At 38.4% G+C, this 19967-nt stretch carries 17 protein-coding genes, 3 tRNA genes and 2 pseudogenes; 7 read left to right on the top strand and 15 right to left on the bottom strand.

Annotated features, from left to right (window positions below):
- Window positions 1-4: 4 nt before the first annotated feature.
- The 10 genes from CVT17_RS04235 to gmhB form a co-directional block, all read right to left on the bottom strand.
- Window positions 5-1030 carry an aspartate-semialdehyde dehydrogenase gene (locus CVT17_RS04235; RefSeq protein ID WP_021090917.1) on the bottom strand — a complete coding sequence of 342 codons (1026 nt, stop codon included), beginning with the start codon at window positions 1028-1030 and terminating at the stop codon, window positions 5-7.
- Window positions 1031-1079: 49 nt separating this feature from the next.
- Window positions 1080-2234, bottom strand: a complete 1155-nt coding sequence (locus CVT17_RS04230) for a sigma-54-dependent transcriptional regulator (protein WP_107776187.1) — start codon at window positions 2232-2234, stop codon at window positions 1080-1082.
- Between the two features lie 11 nt (window positions 2235-2245).
- On the bottom strand, window positions 2246-2638 hold the full coding sequence (locus CVT17_RS04225) for a hypothetical protein (protein WP_103628293.1): 393 nt from the start codon (window positions 2636-2638) through the stop codon (window positions 2246-2248).
- Window positions 2614-3114 carry an LPP20 family lipoprotein gene (locus CVT17_RS04220; RefSeq protein ID WP_087576955.1) on the bottom strand — a complete coding sequence of 167 codons (501 nt, stop codon included), beginning with the start codon at window positions 3112-3114 and terminating at the stop codon, window positions 2614-2616. Before CVT17_RS04220 ends, CVT17_RS04225 begins: the two co-directional genes overlap by 25 nt.
- Before the next feature lie 44 nt (window positions 3115-3158).
- A complete protein-coding gene (gene gyrA, locus CVT17_RS04215; protein ID WP_107858666.1) occupies window positions 3159-5780 on the bottom strand; it encodes a DNA gyrase subunit A in 2622 nt (873 codons plus the stop codon).
- A 98-nt stretch (window positions 5781-5878) separates the two neighbouring features.
- On the bottom strand, window positions 5879-6274 hold the full coding sequence (locus CVT17_RS04210) for an SseB family protein (protein WP_084108090.1): 396 nt from the start codon (window positions 6272-6274) through the stop codon (window positions 5879-5881).
- Between the two features lies 1 nt (window position 6275).
- Entirely contained in the window at window positions 6276-6845 is a 570-nt protein-coding gene (gmhA, locus tag CVT17_RS04205; RefSeq protein WP_107858667.1) for a D-sedoheptulose 7-phosphate isomerase, read from the bottom strand.
- Complete coding sequence (rfaE1, locus tag CVT17_RS04200) at window positions 6820-8238, bottom strand: D-glycero-beta-D-manno-heptose-7-phosphate kinase (protein WP_107858668.1); 1419 nt, start codon at window positions 8236-8238, stop codon at window positions 6820-6822. The genes gmhA and rfaE1 overlap by 26 nt, the downstream gene beginning before the upstream one ends.
- Complete coding sequence (gene rfaD, locus CVT17_RS04195) at window positions 8231-9220, bottom strand: ADP-glyceromanno-heptose 6-epimerase (protein ID WP_107770432.1); 990 nt, start codon at window positions 9218-9220, stop codon at window positions 8231-8233. The genes rfaE1 and rfaD overlap by 8 nt, the downstream gene beginning before the upstream one ends.
- Complete coding sequence (gmhB, locus tag CVT17_RS04190) at window positions 9217-9732, bottom strand: D-glycero-beta-D-manno-heptose 1,7-bisphosphate 7-phosphatase (protein ID WP_107858669.1); 516 nt, start codon at window positions 9730-9732, stop codon at window positions 9217-9219. Before gmhB ends, rfaD begins: the two co-directional genes overlap by 4 nt.
- A 91-nt stretch (window positions 9733-9823) precedes the next feature.
- Between gmhB and CVT17_RS04185 the strand changes: the two genes are divergently transcribed.
- Both CVT17_RS04185 and CVT17_RS09555 read left to right on the top strand, forming a co-directional pair.
- Window positions 9824-10126, top strand: coding sequence for a c-type cytochrome (locus CVT17_RS04185; RefSeq protein ID WP_107770434.1), 303 nt, complete (start codon window positions 9824-9826; stop codon window positions 10124-10126).
- 311 nt (window positions 10127-10437) lie between these two features.
- Window positions 10438-10761 (top strand): tyrosine-type recombinase/integrase, encoded by a 324-nt coding sequence (locus tag CVT17_RS09555; protein WP_431188778.1) that lies wholly within the window; start codon window positions 10438-10440, stop codon window positions 10759-10761.
- 28 nt (window positions 10762-10789) lie between these two features.
- On the opposite strand, the gene CVT17_RS04175 is transcribed toward CVT17_RS09555, so the two are convergent.
- The 5 genes and pseudogenes from CVT17_RS04175 to CVT17_RS04160 form a co-directional block, all read right to left on the bottom strand.
- Window positions 10790-10864, bottom strand: a tRNA-Met gene (locus tag CVT17_RS04175).
- A 26-nt stretch (window positions 10865-10890) separates the two neighbouring features.
- Window positions 10891-10965, bottom strand: a tRNA-Gln gene (locus CVT17_RS04170).
- Between the two features lie 107 nt (window positions 10966-11072).
- Window positions 11073-12533: pseudogene (locus CVT17_RS04165) on the bottom strand (DNA translocase FtsK); the annotation flags it as partial.
- Between the two features lie 261 nt (window positions 12534-12794).
- Window positions 12795-13151 (bottom strand): annotated as a pseudogene (locus CVT17_RS09550) (DNA translocase FtsK 4TM domain-containing protein); the annotation flags it as partial.
- 143 nt (window positions 13152-13294) lie between these two features.
- Window positions 13295-15610: a flagellin gene (locus CVT17_RS04160; RefSeq protein WP_107858671.1), complete on the bottom strand. Its 2316-nt coding sequence runs from the start codon at window positions 15608-15610 to the stop codon at window positions 13295-13297.
- A 140-nt stretch (window positions 15611-15750) separates the two neighbouring features.
- On the opposite strand from CVT17_RS04160, the gene CVT17_RS04155 reads away from it, so the two are divergent.
- The 5 genes from CVT17_RS04155 (at window position 15751) to CVT17_RS04135 (ending at window position 19921) form a co-directional block, all read left to right on the top strand.
- The gene (locus CVT17_RS04155) at window positions 15751-16497 is read left to right on the top strand and encodes a YaaA family protein (RefSeq protein ID WP_107770453.1); all 747 of its coding nucleotides are present in this window, start codon (window positions 15751-15753) and stop codon (window positions 16495-16497) included.
- 124 nt (window positions 16498-16621) lie between these two features.
- Complete coding sequence (locus CVT17_RS04150; protein ID WP_012001719.1) at window positions 16622-16924, top strand: HU family DNA-binding protein; 303 nt, start codon at window positions 16622-16624, stop codon at window positions 16922-16924.
- A 70-nt stretch (window positions 16925-16994) separates the two neighbouring features.
- A tRNA-Leu gene (locus tag CVT17_RS04145) sits at window positions 16995-17081 on the top strand.
- 66 nt (window positions 17082-17147) lie between these two features.
- Window positions 17148-18917 carry a response regulator gene (locus CVT17_RS04140; protein ID WP_107858672.1) on the top strand — a complete coding sequence of 590 codons (1770 nt, stop codon included), beginning with the start codon at window positions 17148-17150 and terminating at the stop codon, window positions 18915-18917.
- A 98-nt stretch (window positions 18918-19015) separates the two neighbouring features.
- Window positions 19016-19921 (top strand): AEC family transporter, encoded by a 906-nt coding sequence (locus CVT17_RS04135; protein ID WP_085657464.1) that lies wholly within the window; start codon window positions 19016-19018, stop codon window positions 19919-19921.
- Window positions 19922-19967: the final 46 nt, after the last annotated feature.

Raw genomic sequence — 19967 nt, 5'->3', positions numbered from 1 at the left:
TTATTTACTCTTGCATCGCGATCCACTTTTGTGCGATCCTGACGGCATTTGTCGCAGCCCCTACGCGGATCTGATCAGCACTACACCAAAGATGAAGAACATTAGGTCTGTAATTATCAACTCTGATCCTACCGACATAAGTCTCATTTGTATCGCTTGAAATGATAGGCATCGGATACTCTTTATTTGCTGGATTATCGACTACAACGACGCTTGGGGCTTTGCTTAAAATTTCTCTTGCTGCATCTGCGCTCACATCTTTATCAAAGTGGATAGTGATCGCCTCAGAGTGGCTCCTAAGCACTGGCACACGCACACAGGTAGCGCTCACTTCGATATCTTTGTGAAGAATTTTTTGCGTTTCATTGACCATTTTCATCTCTTCTTTTGTGTAGTCGTTATCCAAAAAGACGTCGATGTGTGGGATCACATTTAGTGCTAGGCGGTGCGCAAACACCTTTGGCTCGCACTCATCAAGCTTAAACTCAAAGAATTTTTGCATCTGAACGACAAGCTCTTCCATACCCTCTTTGCCAGCACCGCTTGCTGCTTGGTAAGTAGAGACATCAACTCTGTTGATACTAAAAGCGTCGTTTAGTGGTTTTAAAATTTGCACCATTTGGATGGTTGAGCAGTTTGGATTTGCGATGATACCGCGATTTTTCCACATAGCTATATCACTTGGATTACACTCTGGCACAACTAGCGGGATATCTTTATCCATTCTAAAATGGCTGGTGTTATCGATAACTACTGCGCCACTATCAGCTGCAAATTTGGCAAATTTTTCTGAAACTGAACCGCCCGCACTAAAAAAAGCTATATCTATCTCGTGCTCGCTAAAAACCTTTTCGGTTAGCTCTTTTACTTTGTAATATTTGCCATTAAATTCGATCTCGCTACCAGCACTTTTTGCGCTAGCAAGCGGCAAAAGCTCTCCAACTGGGAAATCAACCTCTTCCATCACCCTAAAAAGCTCTTCGCCGACCGCTCCAGTAGCACCAACGACTGCTACGTTAAATTTTCTCATCTGCTCTCCTTATCTTTTTTAATTTTCGTAATTTTACTTAAATTTATGGCTATTTTTTGCTTCTGGCTTGTAAAAATAGATCATTTGGCAAAATTTCATCGTCCTCACTTAGTATCGCTGCACGCTGCACGACTGAGATGAGCTCTCTTATGTTGCCTGGATAGTCGTAGCTCAAAAGCTCTTCTTTTGCTGTTTTTGAGAAATTTTTAGCCTTAAAGCCATACTCTTTACAACACTTCTCTAAAGTATCCTGCGCGATAGGTAAAATTTCATCCTTTCGCTCGCGAAGTGGCGGTATAAAAAGCGGGATCGTGTTTAGACGGTAGAAAAGATCCTCTCTAAACCTGCCCTCCCTCATCGCAAGCTCTAAATTTGCGTTTGTAGCGCAGATGATGCGAACATCTATCTTTTCGCTCTTTGTAGCGCCAAGCCTTGTTATCTCGCGCTCCTGTAAGGCACGAAGCAATTTTGGCTGTAAATTTATAGGCATCTCGCCGATCTCATCTAAAAATAGCGTTCCGCCATTTGCCAGCTCAAACTGCCCTTTTTTGGTAGTTGCAGCGTCAGTAAAGGCGCCCTTTTCAAAGCCAAAAAGCTCACTTTCTATCAAATTTTCAGGGATCGCTGCCATATTTAAAGCGACAAATGCTGCATCTTTTCTAGGTGAGTTTGCGTGGATAAATTTAGCAAAGACCTCCTTGCCAACGCCACTTTCGCCACTAAGCATTATTGAAGCGTCAGTCCTTGCGGCTTTTAGCGCGATATTTAGCGTGGCTTCTAGCGCCTTTGAAGTGGCTAAAAAGCTGTTATTTTTGCTTTTTGTTTCTATTTTTTTTATAGTTTTTGGAGTTTTTTGCTTAAGAAGCTCGACCCTTTTTATCGCTTCATATAGCGTCGAGACGTCAAACGGCTTGGTTAAAAAGTCTTTTACGCCGAGCCTAACGCTTTCTATCGCCTTGTTAAGTGTGGCGTTTCCAGTCATTATGATGACATCAAATTTGCCGTTTAGCTCTTTAATAAACTCAAGTCCGTCCATCTTTGGCATGTTTATGTCGGTGATTATTAGATCAGTGTCGTCACTTAGCTTTTTTAGAGCCTCAACTGCGCTTTTATAGCTCTTGATGTTTAGCTCTTCATACTCGCCAAGTGCGATCTCAAGCGACTTTCGCATATTGATGTCATCTTCTACTATGACGATATTCATTTGATCTCTTTTTATTGAAGTGTGCCGATGATAGCGGATTTTGGCTTAAATTCCACCATAAATCTAACTGGCAAAATTTTCAAATTTGAAGCGTTTGTGACCTGTGCATTTTTGACATTAAGCTCATTTTTTATCATCACTTTTTTTAAGGCAAAGCAGTCAAAAATTTCATCTTTGTGTAAATTTAAAAAGCCAAGAGTTGTGGTGTTTTCATCTTTAAAAGCATCTATCTGGCAAAGAAATTTTGGTTTTGGATTTGATGTTAAAGTCATCGCCTTTGAAAATGAAATTTCCTCAAAGGCAACTATTTGGTTTTTTGTATCGACCTTCGCCCAGAAGATAAACTCCTCCAGGCAAAAGGCGAAATTTAAAAGTATTGTTAGTAAGAAAAGACTTCTCGCCACTTATCTTCGTCTATCTTAAGCTCCATATTTACCTTATAAAGCCCGTCTTTGAAATTTTCATTCACGATCCTTGCGTTTTTAACAAGGCCTTGAACCTTTGAAGTGATAGATGAGTCGTTTAGCATCGCGTCTCTTACGGTGTCTTCAGCATTGATCTTTACGCCATAAAGCTTACCAGCAAGCTGCGAATAAGCATCAGCCATAGCTGCTCTTTTTGCAAGAGTGACTGACTGAGCATAAGAGAGCGAATTTAGCGGAGCTATGCCCTCGCCTGTGGCTCTAAAAGTGGTCTCTTTTGGAGCGCTATCATATATCATCTTCTCTTTTCTCATCACCTCTCTAAGATCGTCTTTATCGACCTTTTGGATGACTACGTTGCGGTTTGATGTGCTAGTTGGCTCGCCCATAAAGCCGTTAAATGAGCAACCGCTAAAAATAGCGACCATCAAAGCAAAAGATAAATTTTTAACCTTCATAAACAACCTTTTTTATGCTTTTATTTAAAATTTAATAGCAAAATTTATTCCAAAAGCCCCATATCTTCGCTTGGTGCTTCTTCCTCATCCTCGCCATCATCTGCCTTAGGGCATCTTGCGATACTTACAACATCATCGCCATCGACATTTACGACGATCACACCACTTGTGTTACGTCCTGCTTTGCGGATGCTTTGCATATCGACTCTTATCATCTTACCACTTGATGTTAGAGCCATAAGATCTTGCTCTTCATCAACCATCACAACGCCCACGAGATCGCCTGTTCTACTTGTTAGCTTCATGCAGATGACGCCTTTGCCGCCGCGGTTTGTCAAGCGGTACTCATCAGCGGTTGTGCGCTTGCCGATACCTTTTTGAGATATGCTTAAAATTTCTTGATCATTGCTTTCAATTACTGCTGCACCTACGACCTCATCGCCTGGCTCTTTAAATTTAATGCCAGTTACGCCGCGTGCAGTTCTTCCCATTTGGCGAACCTTGCTGATCTTAAATTTAAGACACATGCCTTTTTTAGTAACGACAAATAGCATTGTCTCATCGCCTGAGTTTGCGTCCTCTTCGGCATTTACATTATCTTCGTCGATCTCGTTTTGAAGCTCTTCAACTTCAAGCACCTCGGTCTCAACGCTTAGCTCATTTTCTGGGTCAGTCACTGGCATATCATCGTATGTTTGAGCGATGAGCGCAGTTACTAGCTCGTCGTTTTCATCAAGGCTTATAGCCCTTACGCCAACTGAGCGGATGTTTTTAAACTCACTTAAATTTGTGCGTTTTACGATGCCGTTTTTAGTAAAGAATGCTAGCGATTTACTCTCGTCAAAGTCAGTCGTTGGGATGATCGCTTTGATCTTCTCATCAGGCTGCAACTGGATCAAATTTACAACCGCTTTGCCCTTTGCCGTGCGACTTCCCTCTGGGATCTTATAGACTTTTAGCCAGTAGAGCTGTCCGCGGTCAGTCACAAACATAAGCGTATCGTGGGTATTTGAAGTAAAGAAGCTCTCTATAAAGTCATCATCGTATGTCGTGACCGCTACTTTGCCCTTGCCACCGCGTTTTTGCTTCTCATACTGCTTGCTTGGCACACGCTTGATGTAGCCGCGGTGAGTTATGGTTACGACCATATTTTCATTTGGTATGAGATCTTCGATATCGATGTCATCGTAGTCATCAACGATCTCAGTAACTCTTGGTACTTTAAATTTATTTTTGATCTCAAGAAGCTCTTCTTTGATCAAATTTTCAAGCAATGTCTCGCTCTTTAAAATTTCATCAAGCCTTGCGATCTCGGCCATAAGCTCAGCTAGCTCGACCTCTAGTTTTTCTCTCTCTAGACCTGTAAGCTTGCTTAGACGCATATCAAGGATAGCGTTTGCTTGAAGCTCTGAGAGGTTAAATTTACTCATCAAGCCTTCTCTAGCAACCGCCGTATCAGCACTATTTCTAATAAGCTCTATCACCTCGTCGATGTTATCAAGTGCGATCTTTAGACCCTCTAAGATGTGGGCTCTTGCGCGCGCTTTTTCAAGCTCAAATATCGTCCTTCTAATGATAACGGTTTTTCTGTGATTTAAAAATAGCTTAAGTAGCTCGATAAGGTTAAATACCTTTGGCTCTTTGTTATTGATAGCAAGCATAATAACGCCAAAAGTGCTCTCCATCGTGGTTGATTTAAAGAGATTGTTTAGCACGATATCGCTCATCGCGTCACGTTTTAGCTCGATGACGACGCGGATGCCGTCCTTGTCAGACTCATCTCTAACCTCACTGATGCCATCTATCTGCTTATCTTTTACAAGCTCAGCGATCTGCTCGATAAGCCTTGCTTTATTTGTTTGATATGGTAGCTCGTCGATGACGATGACGTCTTTGTTTGGCTTTTTTTCTATGTGAGTTTTGGCTCTTAGTTTGACCCTGCCACGACCTGTGCGGTAGGCCTCTATGATGCCTTTTTTACCAAAGATGATACCACCAGTTGGAAAGTCTGGACCTTTTATAAATTCCATTACCTCTTCAAGTGTCGCATCTTTGTTTTCAAGAAGTAGCAAAAGACCGTCTATTAGCTCATCAAGACTGTGTGGCGGGATATTTGTCGCCATACCAACAGCGATACCGCTTGATCCGTTTAATAATAAATTTGGCACACGGCTTGGAAGTACGTCTGGCTCAACCTCTCTATCATCGTAGTTTGGCACAAAATCAACCGTGTCTTTGTCGATATCTTTTAAAAGCTCTTCGGTAAGCATTGTCATTCTAGCTTCCGTATAACGCATAGCAGCAGCGCTGTCGCCGTCTATTGAACCAAAGTTTCCTTGTCCGTCAACGACTGGATAACGCATAGAAAATTTCTGAGCCATACGAACAAGTGCGTCATAAACCGCTGTGTCGCCGTGCGGGTGATACTTACCGATGACTTCACCGACGATACGAGCCGACTTCATATAGGCACTTCTGCTGCCAACGCCAAGATTGTCCATAGCGTATAAAATTCTTCTGTGAACTGGCTTTAATCCGTCTCTAGCATCAGGCAAAGCACGTCCGACGATGACACTCATGGAGTAGTCAAGATAGCTAGTTTTTATAGACTCTTCGATATCAACTGAAGCGATATCTTGAGTTAATTCAAGTAGATTGTCTTTCATTTTTTTCCTTAAATTTAGCTTGGCTGATTTTAGCTTAAAATTAATAAAAACTTGCTAAATAGCAAATCAGCGACTTTGGCAATAGTGCGATGAAAATTTTAGTCTAAAATTCTTGCTATCTGCTCTTTTTTAAGAATAAAATCATAGCTAAAAGCATCAACCACGACTCCAGCGTAGCTGCTTTCTTTTAGCATCGCAAGATACTCTTTTAGCCCTATTTCAATGCTTTCTTGCTCGCTATCGTTTCGCCAAAGCTTCATCGCCTCTTTGCTAGTAAATGCTGGAAAATAACTAAGCTTCTCGCCCTCATCTTCAAGAAGGATAAATTTGATATTTGAGCCCTCCTCCTCATAAACTACGCCACCATCAGGCTTTGCAAGCGCTTGGTTTAAAAGCACCGGAGCAAAAAAAGTAGCCTTTTTTAAAACCGATATCAAATTTATCTCATTTTGCTGGCTTGGATCACTTAAAAATTTATCCATCGCTTCTTGCATCTTAGCTCCTAAAAGCCTCATCTACGGCCTGGCAGATCGTGTGAATAAAAAATATGTGCGACTCTTGTATCCTTGCGGTATCGCTTGAGCTAACGACTAAATTTAGATCGCAGCCCTCATTCATAGCACCACCGCCTTTGCCGCTAAGCCCAAGTACCGATGTGCCCATTTTCTTGGCACTTTTTATAGCTTCAAGTACATTTTTGCTGTTGCCACTTGTTGAGATCGCCACGAGTAAGTCGCCAGACTGCGCTAAAGCCTCAAACTGACGTGAAAAGACATAGTCAAAGCCGTAGTCGTTGCCAATGGCCGTAAGTGCCGAAGTATCAGTGGTTAGCGCGATGCCAGGTAGTGGCTGGCGCTCGCTTTTATATCTGCCAGTTAGCTCGGCTGCAAAGTGCTGAGCGTCCGCTGCAGAGCCACCGTTGCCACATATCAGCACCTTTTTGCCATTTTTTAGTGTATCAGCCACCATCTGGCAAGCACGCTCCAAGTTACCTAGCAAATTTACATGCTCGCTAAAGGTCTTTTGGTGAGCCTCAAGCTCATTTTTTATCATCGTTTTTAGCATCTTTTATCCTTTTTATTATCCCTGTTGTGCTTTTGCCCTCGACAAAGTCAATCAGCCTGACCTCTTTTACGATCTCGCTGCCAACGACCTCTTTGCCCTTGTAGTCAGCCCCTTTTACAAGCACGTCAGGCTTTATCTTTGTTATTAAATTTAATGGCGTATCCTCATCAAATATCACGACATAATCGACAAACCCAAGCCCACTTAGCACGCAGGCTCTATCATCTTGCGAGTTTATAGGTCTAGCCTCGCCTTTTAGCCTCTTAACTGAAGCGTCTGAGTTTAGCCCGACAACCAAAAGATCGCCAAGCTCCCTTGCGCGCGCTAGGTATTTTACGTGCCCAGCGTGCAAGATATCAAAGCAGCCATTTGTGAAAACAACCTTTTTCTTATCCTTTTGACTTAAAATTTCTTCTAACTCTTCAACAGTTTTAAGCTTATGCTCGAAATTTGCCCCAAACGAGCTATTTAGCAGCTGCTCGATCTCGCTAAAGCTAGCCGTTGCACTACCTATCTTTGCCACTACGACGGCTGCTGCGAGGTTTGCTATCTTTATCGCCTCTTTTATGTCAGCCCCAGTTGCTAGCATGTAGCCAAGTGTGGCAAGCACCGTATCTCCAGCGCCAGTGACATCAAAGACCTCTTTTGCCTTAGCGGCAAAGATGTGCAATTTGTCATCATATAGCGCGATACCCTCTTCTGAGATTGTGATGATCGAATAGGTCAAATTTAGCTCGTCTTTTAGCTGTTTTATCGCCTTTTCAAGCTCGGCCTTGTCTTTTATCTTTAAATTTGTAGCCTCGCTCGCCTCTTTTTTATTTGGCGTTAGAAGGGTCGCGTTTTTGTATTTTGAGTAGTCACTGCCTTTTGGATCGATAAGCACTGGGATATTTAGTCTTGTGCACTCGTTTATGATCTCTTGGCAGACCTTTTCGCTAAGCACGCCCTTGCCGTAGTCGCTTAACAAGACGGCTTTAAAATTTGCAAGATTTTCTTTTACTTTTAAGATGAGCTCATCTTCTAAATTTATCTTGACAACGCTCTCTTTATCGATCCTGACAACTTGCTGGTGCGATGCCATGATACGGCTTTTTATTGAGCTTTCACGCCCTTTTTCGGTGAGTATGAGCTCATCTTTTACGTTTAGCTCAGCAAGCCTCTCTTTTATCTTTTTGCCAGCCTCATCATCTCCCAAAACGCTAGCCACGCTCACGTTTGCGCCAAGTGAGAGCAAATTTCTCACCACGTTGCCAGCGCCACCAAGCGTGTAGGTTTCGTTATTTATCTTTACAACCTGCACTGGCGCTTCTGGCGAGATACGGTCGCAGCTACCCCAGATATAGTGATCTAACATGAGATCGCCGACAACTAAAATTTTAACTCTCTTAGCCATTTAGCTCTTCCTTATAAATTCTCTTTATCTCTGGTAAGTAGTCTTTTATCGCCTCTTCCAAGCTCCAAGTCGCGCTAAAGCCAAATGCTTCGCGAGCTGGGGCAACGTCGGCCTCGGTGTGAAACTGATATGAGCCGATAAATGGATTTTTGATATATTCGTTGCCTAAATTTACGCCGATCTCGCGCTGCAAGATGTCAGCGATATCTTGAAAGCTTCTAGCCTTGCCAGTAGCCGCGTTATAGACGCCACTTGGCGCGTCAAGTGCTTTTATATTTGCGTCAATGATATCTTTTATATAGACAAAGTCGCGTTTGATCTGGTCGCTGCCCTCAAAGAGCCTTGGGGTCTTGCCAGCTAAAATTTGAAGTCCAAACTGAAGCACCATCGAGGCAGTTTTATTTTTGAAAAACTCGCCCTTACCAAAGACGTTAAAATACCTCAGTCCAACCACGCTCACGCCGCGCTTTGCGTAAATTTTATTGATATTATCCATGTTTAGCTTGCTAAAGCCATAGACGTTATTTGGCGCTTCGCACTCGCCAACTGTTTGTGGGCTCTTTGCGTTGCCGTAAGTCGCCCCTGAGCTAGCGTAGATCATCTTTGCGCCCAAACTCTCGCAGATATCAAGCAAATTTACAAAGGCATTTACATTTGTTTTTATTAGCTCGTCTTGCTCTTTTACAGTGGTGTCAGAGATCGCTGCTTCGTGGTAGATGACATCTGGAGCAAAGCTCTTTATCTTCTCAAGTGTGCTCTTATCATTGATATCGCCAGCGTAAATTTCACCTTTAAAGCCAAGTAAATTTTTAAAATGACCAAAGCTTTTTAAGTTACCATTGCTAAATGTCTCGTCGTTTCTAAATTTATCCACGACAAGCACGTGAGCGTCTTTGTAATTTTCATCAAAATAATGCGCCAAGGCTGAGCCGATAAAGCCAGCACCGCCAGTTATAACTATCTTTTTTCCATTTAAATTCATAGTGATTTTTCCTTTTTTAGCTTATTTAAAACATCTCTTACATCTTTAAAATTTATCTCATCGAGCAAGAAATTTCTACCAACACCTGCCCTTTTACCAGCCTCGACGTCACTTGGCTTATCGCCTATCATGAGCGAGTTTTTAAGGTTTATGTTAAATTCTTTGCAGGCATCAAGTATCATCTTTGGATTTGGTTTTCTGCAGGTGCAATCCGCCTCTGGAGCGTGTGGGCAAAAGTAAACTTTGGTGATAAAAATTTGCTCTTTTTGAAAGCTTTCTAACATAAATTTGTTTAGAGCGTCAAACTGCTCCTGCGTGTAGTAGCCCCTGCCGATACCTGATTGGTTTGTCACGACAAAGATCTTATAGTCAGCATCGCTAAATTCTCTCAATGCGTCAAAAATACCATCGATAAATTTAAAATCTTTTATCTCGTAAACATATCCAGCATCTTCGTTTATTACGCCGTCTCTATCCAGAAAAAGTGCTTTAATAGGCTCATTTTTATTCATTTGGTGATTATAGCCAAAATATTTTAACTAGCTTCTTGCGAATTTACCTTTTTGTACTATAATGCATAAACTTTTTTACAAAGGATGAAAAATGAAAAAATTACTAATTGTTTCTAGCGTTGCGGCTCTAATTTCAACTGCTGCCTTTGCTGCAGATGGTGCTGCTATCTACAAAAAATGCATCGCCTGTCATGGCGCAAAAGCTGAAAAAATGTTTAATAATAAAGTTCCAGCTTTAACATCTCTTGATGCAGCAGCTATCGAAGAGGCACTAAAGGGTTATAAAACAGGAGCAAATAAATTTGGTCTTGGCGCTATGATGAAACCAATCGCTACTCCAATGAGCGACGAAGATGCAAAAGCAGTAGCTGAATACATCCAAACTTTAAAATAATAATTAGGGGCATTCGCCCCTCCTGCATTTTTAAATTTATACTAATAATCCATAAAACAATAGTAGGTGAGAATTCTCATTTATATTTCTATGAAATATTTTGCCAAGAGTTAATACAAATTTTACTTTTTTCATTTAAAAAAGATGATGCCTAGTTTTTACTAATCTTCCTTTTTTCATATAAAAATTCCATTCTACCTTATATAGAAATCTTTAAAACCATAAAGCAACGCTTAGAAATAGCTAAGAGCGTAAGTAAAATAGAGGCACGCAAACTCTTTACTGAAACAAAAGACGACCAAGTGCTTCGTATGGCTTACTACTGGGTATCTCAAGGGGCTTATGACAACTGCAAAGACCTACCATTAAACAAGTGCCCTATAACTCATCTAAACCATGACACAGCAAATCGTATGTGGTGGGCTGTAAGAAACCATTTAGGATATAAGGGAGAAAGCAACACTCACGGACTATACGTATTACGCCATACAGTGGCTTCTAGGTTAGTGAGTTTGAAGGGATTTAATGCACATAAACTGATGGCTTTTATGGGTCATACGGATATTAAAAGTAGCTTACACTACGTTCATCTCAATGTAGATGATATACGTGATGGGACAGGGGTTGGCGTTTAGTTTTTAAATGATAAAGATATGAGGCATTTGGTTGCGGAGGACGGATTTGAACCGCCGACCTTCGGGTTATGAGCCCGACGAGCTACCACTGCTCTACTCCGCGATAAGTATTATTTTGGATTTAAAAAGTGGATGGGGTAAGAGGATTCGAACCTCTGAATGACTGGACCAAAACCAGTTGCCTTACCGCTTGGCGATACCCCAATGTTTTTAAGAGTTGTAATTATATAGATTTTAATGCGCTTTGTCAAGACTTTTTAGAATTTTAATAAAAATTAAAATTCTAAAATTAAAGCAATTTATGACTTTAGCTATAAAATTTCTCTTTGTCCTTTTGCATTCACTGGGCTTAAAACACCCATTTTTTCCATTTGTTCGATTATATTTGCAGCTTTGTTGTAACCTATTTTTAAACGTCTTTGCAGATAACTTATTGACGTCTTTTGCTCACTTAAAATGATCTCTTTAGCCTCTTCATAAAGCTCATCAAGCTCATCTTCTCCTAGAGTACCAGTGGCTACACTTCCGCTTGTGCCCTCTTCTATTAAAAATTTCTCATCATAAGCCACATCTTGTTGCTCTTTTAAGAAATTTACAACCGTTTCTATCTCTTTTTCGCTAGCAAATGGCGCATGCAGTCTTATCACACCAGGACTTCCTGGAGGTGTAAATAACATATCTCCTCGTCCAAGCAAGCTCTCAGCTCCCATTTGATCAAGAATGACCTTACTATCAATCCTCTGCCCTACCCTGTAACTTATCCTACTTGGTAAATTTGCTTTTATAAGGCCAGTCACAACATCGACACTTGGGCGCTGGGTTGCCACTATCAAGTGTATACCGCTAGCTCTTGCCATCTGTGCTAGGCGGCCGATATAAAGCTCCACATCCTTCCCGCTAGTCATCATGAGATCAGCAAGCTCGTCTATGATCACAACGATGTATGGGAACTGCTCACCGCCTTCCTCTTTCATCTTTTCATTGTAGCTCTCTATATTTTTTGTACGAGTTTGGCTCATTATCTTATATCTTCGCTCCATCTCAGCGACCATATTGGCAAGTGCAGTGATCGCTTTTTTAGCCTCTGTGATAACCGGCGTCAAAAGGTGTGGGATGTCGTTATATATGCTAAATTCAAGCATTTTTGGATCGATCATCATTAGGCGCAAAGTTTGTGGGCTATTTCTATAAAGTAAGCTTAAAAGCATCGCGTTTATACCCACACTTTTACCAGATCCTGTAGTTCCAGCGATTAGCAAATGAGGTAGTTTTTTAAGGTCTGTCACAAAAGGGGCACCGACGATATCTTTACCAAGTGCCATAGTTAGCGAGCTACTTGCATTTTTAAAGACTTCGCTCTCTAAAATTTCTTTTAGATATATCGTCTCTAAATTTTGATTTGGTACCTCGATACCTACCACATCTTTACCAGGGATCGGTGCTTGGATACGGATAGTTTGAGCCTTTAGCGCCATCGCCAGATCATCTTGCAAAGTGAGGATTTTACTCACCTTAATGTGCGGCGCTGGGCGAAACTCAAATGTCGTGACGATAGGCCCAGTATAAGTTCTAACCACATCGCCGTCTATTTTAAACTTACGGAGTTTATCAAGCAAATTAGAAATTTGCTGATCGATTTCAGTTTCATTGACACTATGCGAGCGTTTTGGCGGATCGTTTAAAAATTTAAGCGGTGGCAAGACAAAATTCTTTGGCTTTTCTACATTTCCTCGTTCTATTTGATCAAGCAACTTCTTGTTCTCAGCCACTTCGTTTAAAATTTCAACTCCGTTTATAGTTGAGGCCCTGCTCTCCTTTTCTGGCTCAGGCTCTAGCTCTTCATCTAAATTCTGCTCATCATCATTTAGCACCTGAGCTTCTATAAGCTCTTCTTCTTTTATATCATTATTCTTTTGTCTTTTGCGTTCGATTTTTGGAAGTTGTTTTTGTTTTATCTCTTTTAAATTTCTCTCTTCATGGACTTTTGTCTCTTTATCTACAAAAGCCTTTCTTAAAACAATGATAAAATTTTCCCTAAAAGCAAGCCCAAGTGAGATAATAAACATCATAAGTATAGCAACCGCAGTGCCGATAGAGCCGATCACCTCTTTTAAAGCACTAACTATAAAATTCCCAATTATACCGCCATTTGTACTTGAAGCGCTCAAGGCTTGAAACATCAAAAAGGCTACAAAAAATAGAAAAATTCCTACCAAAAACTGAGCAAAATCAAAGTCAAATTTCTTAAAATTTTTATAGACAAAATAGCCTAAAATGATCAATAAAAATGGATAAACATACGCGATAAGTCCAAAATATTTGATATTTAAAATACCAAGGCTTTGCCCAAGCGAGCCAACAAAATCAGCAGTTGGGGCAGCTGTAGCGATACCAAAATATATAAAAATGCAAACAAAAATTGTAAATAAGATATGTCGTAAAATTTTAGATCCTTTATAAAAAAGGCTTATTATAGCACGCTTGAGTTTAATTTTAAAAAATCAGCAAGCTAGGTGGCCTGCTGATTTAAATTTTAATTTAAATAATTTAGCAAGCTTAGTTGATTTATCTTTGCACTTGCTTGTAGGGTTGCTTGATAAGATAGTGAAAGCTGCGTAAATTTCAGATATGACTCCGCATAGTCTGCGTCAATTACATCATTTTTAACAGTTTGCACATTCACTTTCATTACTTCGGCTCGCTCTTTTGTAGCTGTTAAAAGTCTTGATTGAGAGCCGATCTTTGTAAGCTCTTTATTCGCATGATCTATTAGATGATCTAGTCTTTGCAAAGCACCTTGCATGCCGGTATTTCGTGGGTCATTGCTATTTGCATCAGCTCTATAATATCCCTTTCTAACAGCTTCAATCATATTATCAAGGTCTTGAAAAACGCTCGTACTTGGCTCATCAATAGTTAAGGCATTATTTTCATTAAAGCTAAAGACAGAACCTTTTCCTTGAGGGTGGCCAGCATTACCAGCCGTATCTCTACCAGTACTATCGCCATCAAATTTATCGCTATTTTTTGCATCATGCATAGTTACTTCTATGTTTGTTACTGATTTTGTCTTGTCAGTTAAAACCATTCTGCCTTTATCATCTAAAGTTGTTTCTACCGCACCCTTAGTTTTTGATAAAGCCTCTTTATAGGCATTATAGTTTTGATCTCTTTTTACCTTTTCAATATCTGTATCAAAATTTGCGTTTTCTGAATGTGGAGGGTTTGGAATATTATCGCTTGCTGCCATAGCAACGATATCCATGAGCTGCCTATAAGTAAAATCACTAGCATAAGTTCTGTAACTTCCAAACTCATCTGAGTTATAAACAGTTAAAGTCCTAGGTGCAGAAGGCGTGCCACCTGGTGGTGTAGATGTTATTTCAAATTGCACTGGAGTATTTGTGCCTCCCGCTGTACCCATTTTTACCTTTATGTCATATTTTGTGCCAGTGATTGACTTTACTTGTAAATTTATCTCTTGGTTGTCGATATTAAAAAGCTCTCTCTTTCTAGCGTCAACATCTTTTGGATATAAATTTCTATCGTAGCTCTCTTTTGTACCAGAAACTTCGCTTAGCTTTGTCTGATCTGTTGCATATTCGCCCGTTCTTCTAGCTACTTGAGGCAAATTTGCGATTAGCTCATTATCTTTTCTTTCAAATCTAACCTTATCATAGTCAAATGCATTTGTCGCGTTTCCATCTTTATCGGTATATTTGCTCTTTACAAACTCAGTGATATGAACCGTTTTTGGAACGTTATTTGCCATTGTTTCAAGATCTTCAAGAGAATTTACTGCATCAAGCGCGTTGTTTTGAGCGATTGCGCCGCGATTTGGTGCTACTGATGTGGCCGCAACCATATGAAAGTCAATAGTTTGATTACCTTTAGTAAGATCTTTTATATTAAATTGTCCATCGTTATTTATGCTTACATCAACAACTTTTGTTGTTTTTGTATTGCCAAATTCCATGCCAATTTTTTCCATAAGCCCAGCCATTGTTGTATTTGCACTCATCTTAAATTTGCTAGTAAATGTCGTGCCGTCTGGCTTTTTGCCTTGCATGAAAAAATATGTATCCGGAAAATTTACATTTGAATTATCTAAAAAATCATAATCTGGATTTATTGTTCCATTGTAAGAGCCATCACTTCTAACCACTGAATCACTAGCGTAATTTAGCCCGATCATATTTTTTATCTTGCTGTTATCGTTTAGAAATTTTGGTGCATAAGAGATGTCGGTTCTAGTTTGATCAGCTAAACGAACATTTGTAGTCAAAATTTTACTGTAATCGCCATCTTTTCCTAAAAATAGATCATATCCTGGGATATTATAAGGAAGCTCAACCTGAGCACCAGCTGATGTTTTCATATAATCACGGTTGCCTTGATACTTTCCTGCACCATCTATTGGCTTTGTATCAACAGCACTTCCAGAAAACAAAAACTGCCCATTGACCGAAGTATTTGCAATATTCATAAGGTGATTTTTTATGCCTTGAAGATCATTTGCCAAAGCCTCTAGCGATGTCTTACTATGCACACTGCTAGCTGCTTGGACTACTTTTGTCTTAAAATTTTCAAGCTGTTTTTCAAACTCTTGCAATGCATTATCTGTATTTTTTGAGAAATTTACAGATTTACCAGTGGCATCAACTACTTGAGTGAGAGTAGTCGCTTCATAATCAAGCCTCATCGCATCATTATAAGTCGCAGCACCATCATATGGATCTTGAATTTTCAAACCATTTGAGAGCTGCTTGTAGCTTTTATTTACACCAGTCATATTTTTTTGGTAGTCATGCAAAGTCTGACTAAAACGTAGTTGGTTTGTTATTCTCATAATTTTTTCCTAAATTTTTATTCACTCTAAGCAAAAATGATTCCGCTTGTTTTTATATCGGTAAAAATTTGATTTTTTTTAGCACAAAAAGTTTATTGTATAATCCAACAAAAATTTATATATAAAAATAGGTAAGAAAAATGGCATTAAAAATTCTCTTTTCTCCAAGCGAAAGTAAAATTTCTCTAAATACGAATAATAAATTTAATGGTAAGAATTTGATATTTCCAGAGCTTTTTGACAAAAGATTTGAAATTTTAAACAGATACGATGAGTTTTTAAAAAAGGCAAATTTAGACGAGATAAAAAAGCTTTTTGGGCTAAAAGAGCTTGAAGAGAGTAAGCAGCTGCGAGAAAGCCTATCTCAAAAAGGTAGCATAAAAGCTATCTTAAGGTATGATGGAGTGGCTTATAAACATCTAAACTATCGTGGTTTAGACAATGAGGCACAAAAATATATAGATAATAATGTTTTAATATTTTCAAATTTATTTGGACCTATCTTGGCAAAAGATGAGATACCAGAGTATAAACTAAAACAAGGTGAAAAGCTAGATAGCTTTGAAATTTCAAAATTTTATGAAAAAAATTTTAGTAAAACGGTTGATGAGTTTTTAAAAGATGACGATATTTTGGATCTCAGAGCTAAATTTTACGAAAAATTTTACACTATAAAAAAAGAATACATAACTTTTTGCTTTGTAAAAAATAAAAAAATAGTGAGTCATCACGCAAAAGCATATAGAGGCGAAGTCTTGCGTCAGATAGCAAATAAGCTTGTAAAAAATAAAAATGAACTAATGAGCTTAAATTTTAAAAATTTAAGGCTTATTGATATGAAAAAGATTGGTCTAAAGACCGAGCTTATGTTTGAAATTTGCGAGTAAATTTTTAAAAAAATTGCATTTTTTGTTAAAAAAATGTAAAAAAGAGCTAAATTTAGGGAAAAAGTATTGTATTTTTTTTTAAAAGAGTGTAATATAGCCACATAACTTCTTAAAAGGATGGTTCATGAAAAAAGCTGAATTTATTCAAGCTGTTGCCGATAAGGCTGGTCTTTCAAAAAAAGATACTCTAAAAGTTGTTGATGCTACTTTGGAGACAATCCAAGCAGTTCTTGAAAAAGGCGATACAATTAGCTTTATAGGCTTTGGTACTTTCGGTACTGCTGACAGAGCTGCAAGAAAAGCTAGAGTTCCTGGAACTAAAAAAGTTATCGACGTTCCTGCTAGCAAAGCAGTTAAATTCAAAGTTGGCAAAAAACTTAAAGAAGCAGTTGCTGCTGGTGCTGCTAAAAAAGGTAAAAAGAAATAATTTCTTTTTAGGGGAGCAAGTCTCCCCTTTTTCTTTCTTCTCACAAATCTAAAATTTCAATCTTAACTTAGCCCGAGTGGTGAAACTGGTAGACGCGCCAGACTCAAAATCTGGTAAGGGCAACCTTGTGTCGGTTCGAGTCCGACCTCGGGCACCATTATAAACCTAAATACTTTCTAAATTTATCCGATATTATCTGCAACATCTTTAAAAAGGATTTTGGATGAATATTGCACCTTTAAAATATAACTTTATAAATTTAAAAGATTTAGAAAATCCTACAGATATGCTCCATGCCTTTAAGGATAAACAAGGTTTAGAGATAAATAACGAACAAATTTCAAGTCTAAAAGAAAGTATAAAAATAGGCAAAGTTATAAATGTCACTGATGCCGAGATCAAAGAGCAAAATAGACATAAAATCCTACAAAAAGTAGAAGAAATTTTAAATAACTACTCAAAAAATCTCATCTACAGCAACAACAAAATCTACTCCGATGAGCTTTCCAAAGGTCATCATTTTAGTGAAAAATCCTACTTTAAAAATATAAAAGCTTCAGATAGTAGCAGCATGCTATCTACACTAAAAAGTGGATACTTAGAAAATACAAAATTTAAAAATTTAAACGATTACGCTTATTCAAACACTCTAAAAACAAAGTATGGAGAAGTAGAAGTATTTTTAGATATTTACGGCGATAACGATAAACTTGGCACTACAAAATTGGAAAATAATAGCTATCTTTTTAGCTTTGATAGCAACAATGACGGCGTGCTAGACCAAAAAGATATACTCTTTGATAAGCTAAAAGTAAGAGGTTATGACAAAGACGGAAATGAAAAAATAGCAAATTTAAGCGATGTAATGCCAAGGGTTGATCTTAGGCAGTTTATCAGCACAAATGTCATAAATCACAACCAAATAGAAAGAGAAGAGCTAAATCGTAAAGCAACGATCACAAATAATCCCGATCTTTACGTAGATACAAAAGATATTGATTATAGGCACTCTTACTACGCCTCAGATCCAAATACTTTGTTCACTGCAGAAAACAGATATGAAAAGATAGAGAAAAATGATATAAATAATTTCTTTAAAAAATATGCCCAAAATGATGGCTGGGTCGATCTAAGACACAATAACATCTTTGGCAAAGATAGCTCTTTTAAAAACTTTGCCTATCTTAAAGTGGGTTTTGATGATACTGCAAGGCTAAGCGAGTTTAATCCGATCATTGAGCCGAGCAAAGATTACAAAAAAGATGAAAATTTCTCATATACAAAATTTCAAAAAGATAGTTTTATGAAATTTTACAAAGATTATAACGCTGAGTTTGACTCATATAACAAGATGATAGAAAATCTTGGCAATAATTTAAAGAAATTTGAAGAAAATGCGGATGCTTATATATCAAAGCTTGAGAAGACAAAATCAGCCAAAATGATAGCGATGGAAAATGAATTTAAACAAGCGACTGGACTTGAGTTTAGTATCTCGAATTTAAAAAAGGTAAAAAAGGCTTTTATAACAAATGAAGCCACAGCTGCCGCATCTTTGCAAGATAGCGATAGCGTAATAGCTATGAAGCTAAACAAAGACGGCACCATAAGGCTAAAATTTGATAGTGGTAGAGAGATAGACGTAAAAGAGCTCTATAACGATACTGGCAAGTTAAATACATCAAGTGAGCTAAAAACTAGCATAAATTTAGAGGCAAAAGAGATGAGTAATGTGCAGCTAAATAGCTTGGATTTTAAAGATATTGGCTTCATGCAAGGCGATAAAATCGTAAGCCTAAAAGATGCCGGAGCGATTGCTATTACCAATCTATCTAATAAATTTGAGAGTAAATTTTTAATCAGTCTAAATAATGGCAAAAGCATATCTACAAGAGAAATTTATAATATCAGCTATCTTGAGAATGATTTAAAGAGTAAAGAAAAGATAGATGAGAGAGATAAATTTTATAAAAAGGTTGATATTAAGGCATAAATTTTGAGAGCAAATTTTAAAAAAGGTTTATTGTAATTTAATCTTATGGGTCCTATAATCAATTTTCCGTAAAAAATTTAGATTTAAAAGAGAATGCTATGAACTTTACTCCACTTTTTGCAATTTTTTTCATAATCGCAACTGGTTTTTTTGCTAAAAAAGTCGGCATTGTTGAGCAAAAGCACTCGATCCCTTTTGTGGATTTTGTCCTTTGTTTTGCAATGCCTGCGCTAATCTTTGACAAAATTTATCACGTAAACGTCGATGTTTCGCTCATAAATACAATTTTAATTGGCTTTGGCTCAACAGCTATCAGCGCTGTCATGGCATTGGTGCTTGGTAAGATTTTTAAATTTACTAAAGTAACAACTGTTAGTATGGTCATGCTAAGCCTTTTTGGTAATACCCTATTTGTCGGTATGCCTGTCATTCAGGGCTTCTTTGGCGATGCGATGGTAAATGAAGTCATCTTTTACGATCAAATAGCTACTGGTATCCCACTTTCGATCCTTGGGCCACTTATCCTCTCTTTTGCTGCACCAGAGAAGGTTTCTCTATTTCAAAATACGATGAAAATTTTAAAATTTCCACCATTTATCGCGCTTATTATGGCTCTTATCTTAAAAGAAGTCCCTTTGCCTGAGTTTATCTTTGCTCCACTTAGGATGTTTGAAGGTAGTGTTACTCCGGTGGCACTTTTTGCGATTGGTGTTGGTCTTAACTTTAGCAGTATCACAAGCTCATATAAAGGCGTTAGCGTTGTGCTTTTGTGTAAGATGATCTTGCCAGCTATCGTATTTTTTATCATATTAAAATTTTCAGGTATCCAGATGAACAAAACTTGGGTCGTTGGTCTCTTTCAATGTGCGATGCCAACATCAGCCCTTGCAAGTGCGATGGTCATAAAAGCTGGGCTTGATAGCTCGCTAGCCATCTCATCAGTGGCCATAGGCGTGCTTTTTTCATTTATCACGCTTCCAGTTATATATTTTGTATTTGCGTAAATTCACACTCACTTAACACTAAAGAGATAGTATTTCATCATATTTC

The sequence above is a fragment of the Campylobacter concisus genome (assembly GCF_003048775.2).
Classification (GTDB): domain Bacteria; phylum Campylobacterota; class Campylobacteria; order Campylobacterales; family Campylobacteraceae; genus Campylobacter_A; species Campylobacter_A concisus_I.
The sequence above is the reverse complement of the archived record's forward strand: the minus strand, read 5'-3'. Positions and strand labels throughout refer to the sequence as shown.

What these genes read in the sequence shown, in the direction of transcription:
- rfaD (WP_107770432.1), bottom strand. Translation starts at nt 9,220, where the DNA reads ATGAATTTAAATGGAAAAAAGATAGTTATAACTGGCGGTGCTGGCTTT.
- CVT17_RS04220 (WP_087576955.1), bottom strand. Translation starts at nt 3,114, where the DNA reads ATGAAGGTTAAAAATTTATCTTTTGCTTTGATGGTCGCTATTTTTAGC.
- CVT17_RS04150 (WP_012001719.1), top strand. Translation starts at nt 16,622, where the DNA reads ATGAAAAAAGCTGAATTTATTCAAGCTGTTGCCGATAAGGCTGGTCTT.
- CVT17_RS04230 (WP_107776187.1), bottom strand. Translation starts at nt 2,234, where the DNA reads ATGAATATCGTCATAGTAGAAGATGACATCAATATGCGAAAGTCGCTT.
- CVT17_RS09555 (WP_431188778.1), top strand. Translation starts at nt 10,438, where the DNA reads ATGGCTTACTACTGGGTATCTCAAGGGGCTTATGACAACTGCAAAGAC.
- CVT17_RS04235 (WP_021090917.1), bottom strand. Translation starts at nt 1,030, where the DNA reads ATGAGAAAATTTAACGTAGCAGTCGTTGGTGCTACTGGAGCGGTCGGC.
- gmhB (WP_107858669.1), bottom strand. Translation starts at nt 9,732, where the DNA reads ATGAATAAAAATGAGCCTATTAAAGCACTTTTTCTGGATAGAGACGGC.
- rfaE1 (WP_107858668.1), bottom strand. Translation starts at nt 8,238, where the DNA reads ATGGCTAAGAGAGTTAAAATTTTAGTTGTCGGCGATCTCATGTTAGAT.
- CVT17_RS04140 (WP_107858672.1), top strand. Translation starts at nt 17,148, where the DNA reads ATGAATATTGCACCTTTAAAATATAACTTTATAAATTTAAAAGATTTA.
- CVT17_RS04185 (WP_107770434.1), top strand. Translation starts at nt 9,824, where the DNA reads ATGAAAAAATTACTAATTGTTTCTAGCGTTGCGGCTCTAATTTCAACT.
- gyrA (WP_107858666.1), bottom strand. Translation starts at nt 5,780, where the DNA reads ATGAAAGACAATCTACTTGAATTAACTCAAGATATCGCTTCAGTTGAT.
- gmhA (WP_107858667.1), bottom strand. Translation starts at nt 6,845, where the DNA reads ATGCTAAAAACGATGATAAAAAATGAGCTTGAGGCTCACCAAAAGACC.
- CVT17_RS04135 (WP_085657464.1), top strand. Translation starts at nt 19,016, where the DNA reads ATGAACTTTACTCCACTTTTTGCAATTTTTTTCATAATCGCAACTGGT.
- CVT17_RS04155 (WP_107770453.1), top strand. Translation starts at nt 15,751, where the DNA reads ATGGCATTAAAAATTCTCTTTTCTCCAAGCGAAAGTAAAATTTCTCTA.
- CVT17_RS04210 (WP_084108090.1), bottom strand. Translation starts at nt 6,274, where the DNA reads ATGCAAGAAGCGATGGATAAATTTTTAAGTGATCCAAGCCAGCAAAAT.
- CVT17_RS04160 (WP_107858671.1), bottom strand. Translation starts at nt 15,610, where the DNA reads ATGAGAATAACAAACCAACTACGTTTTAGTCAGACTTTGCATGACTAC.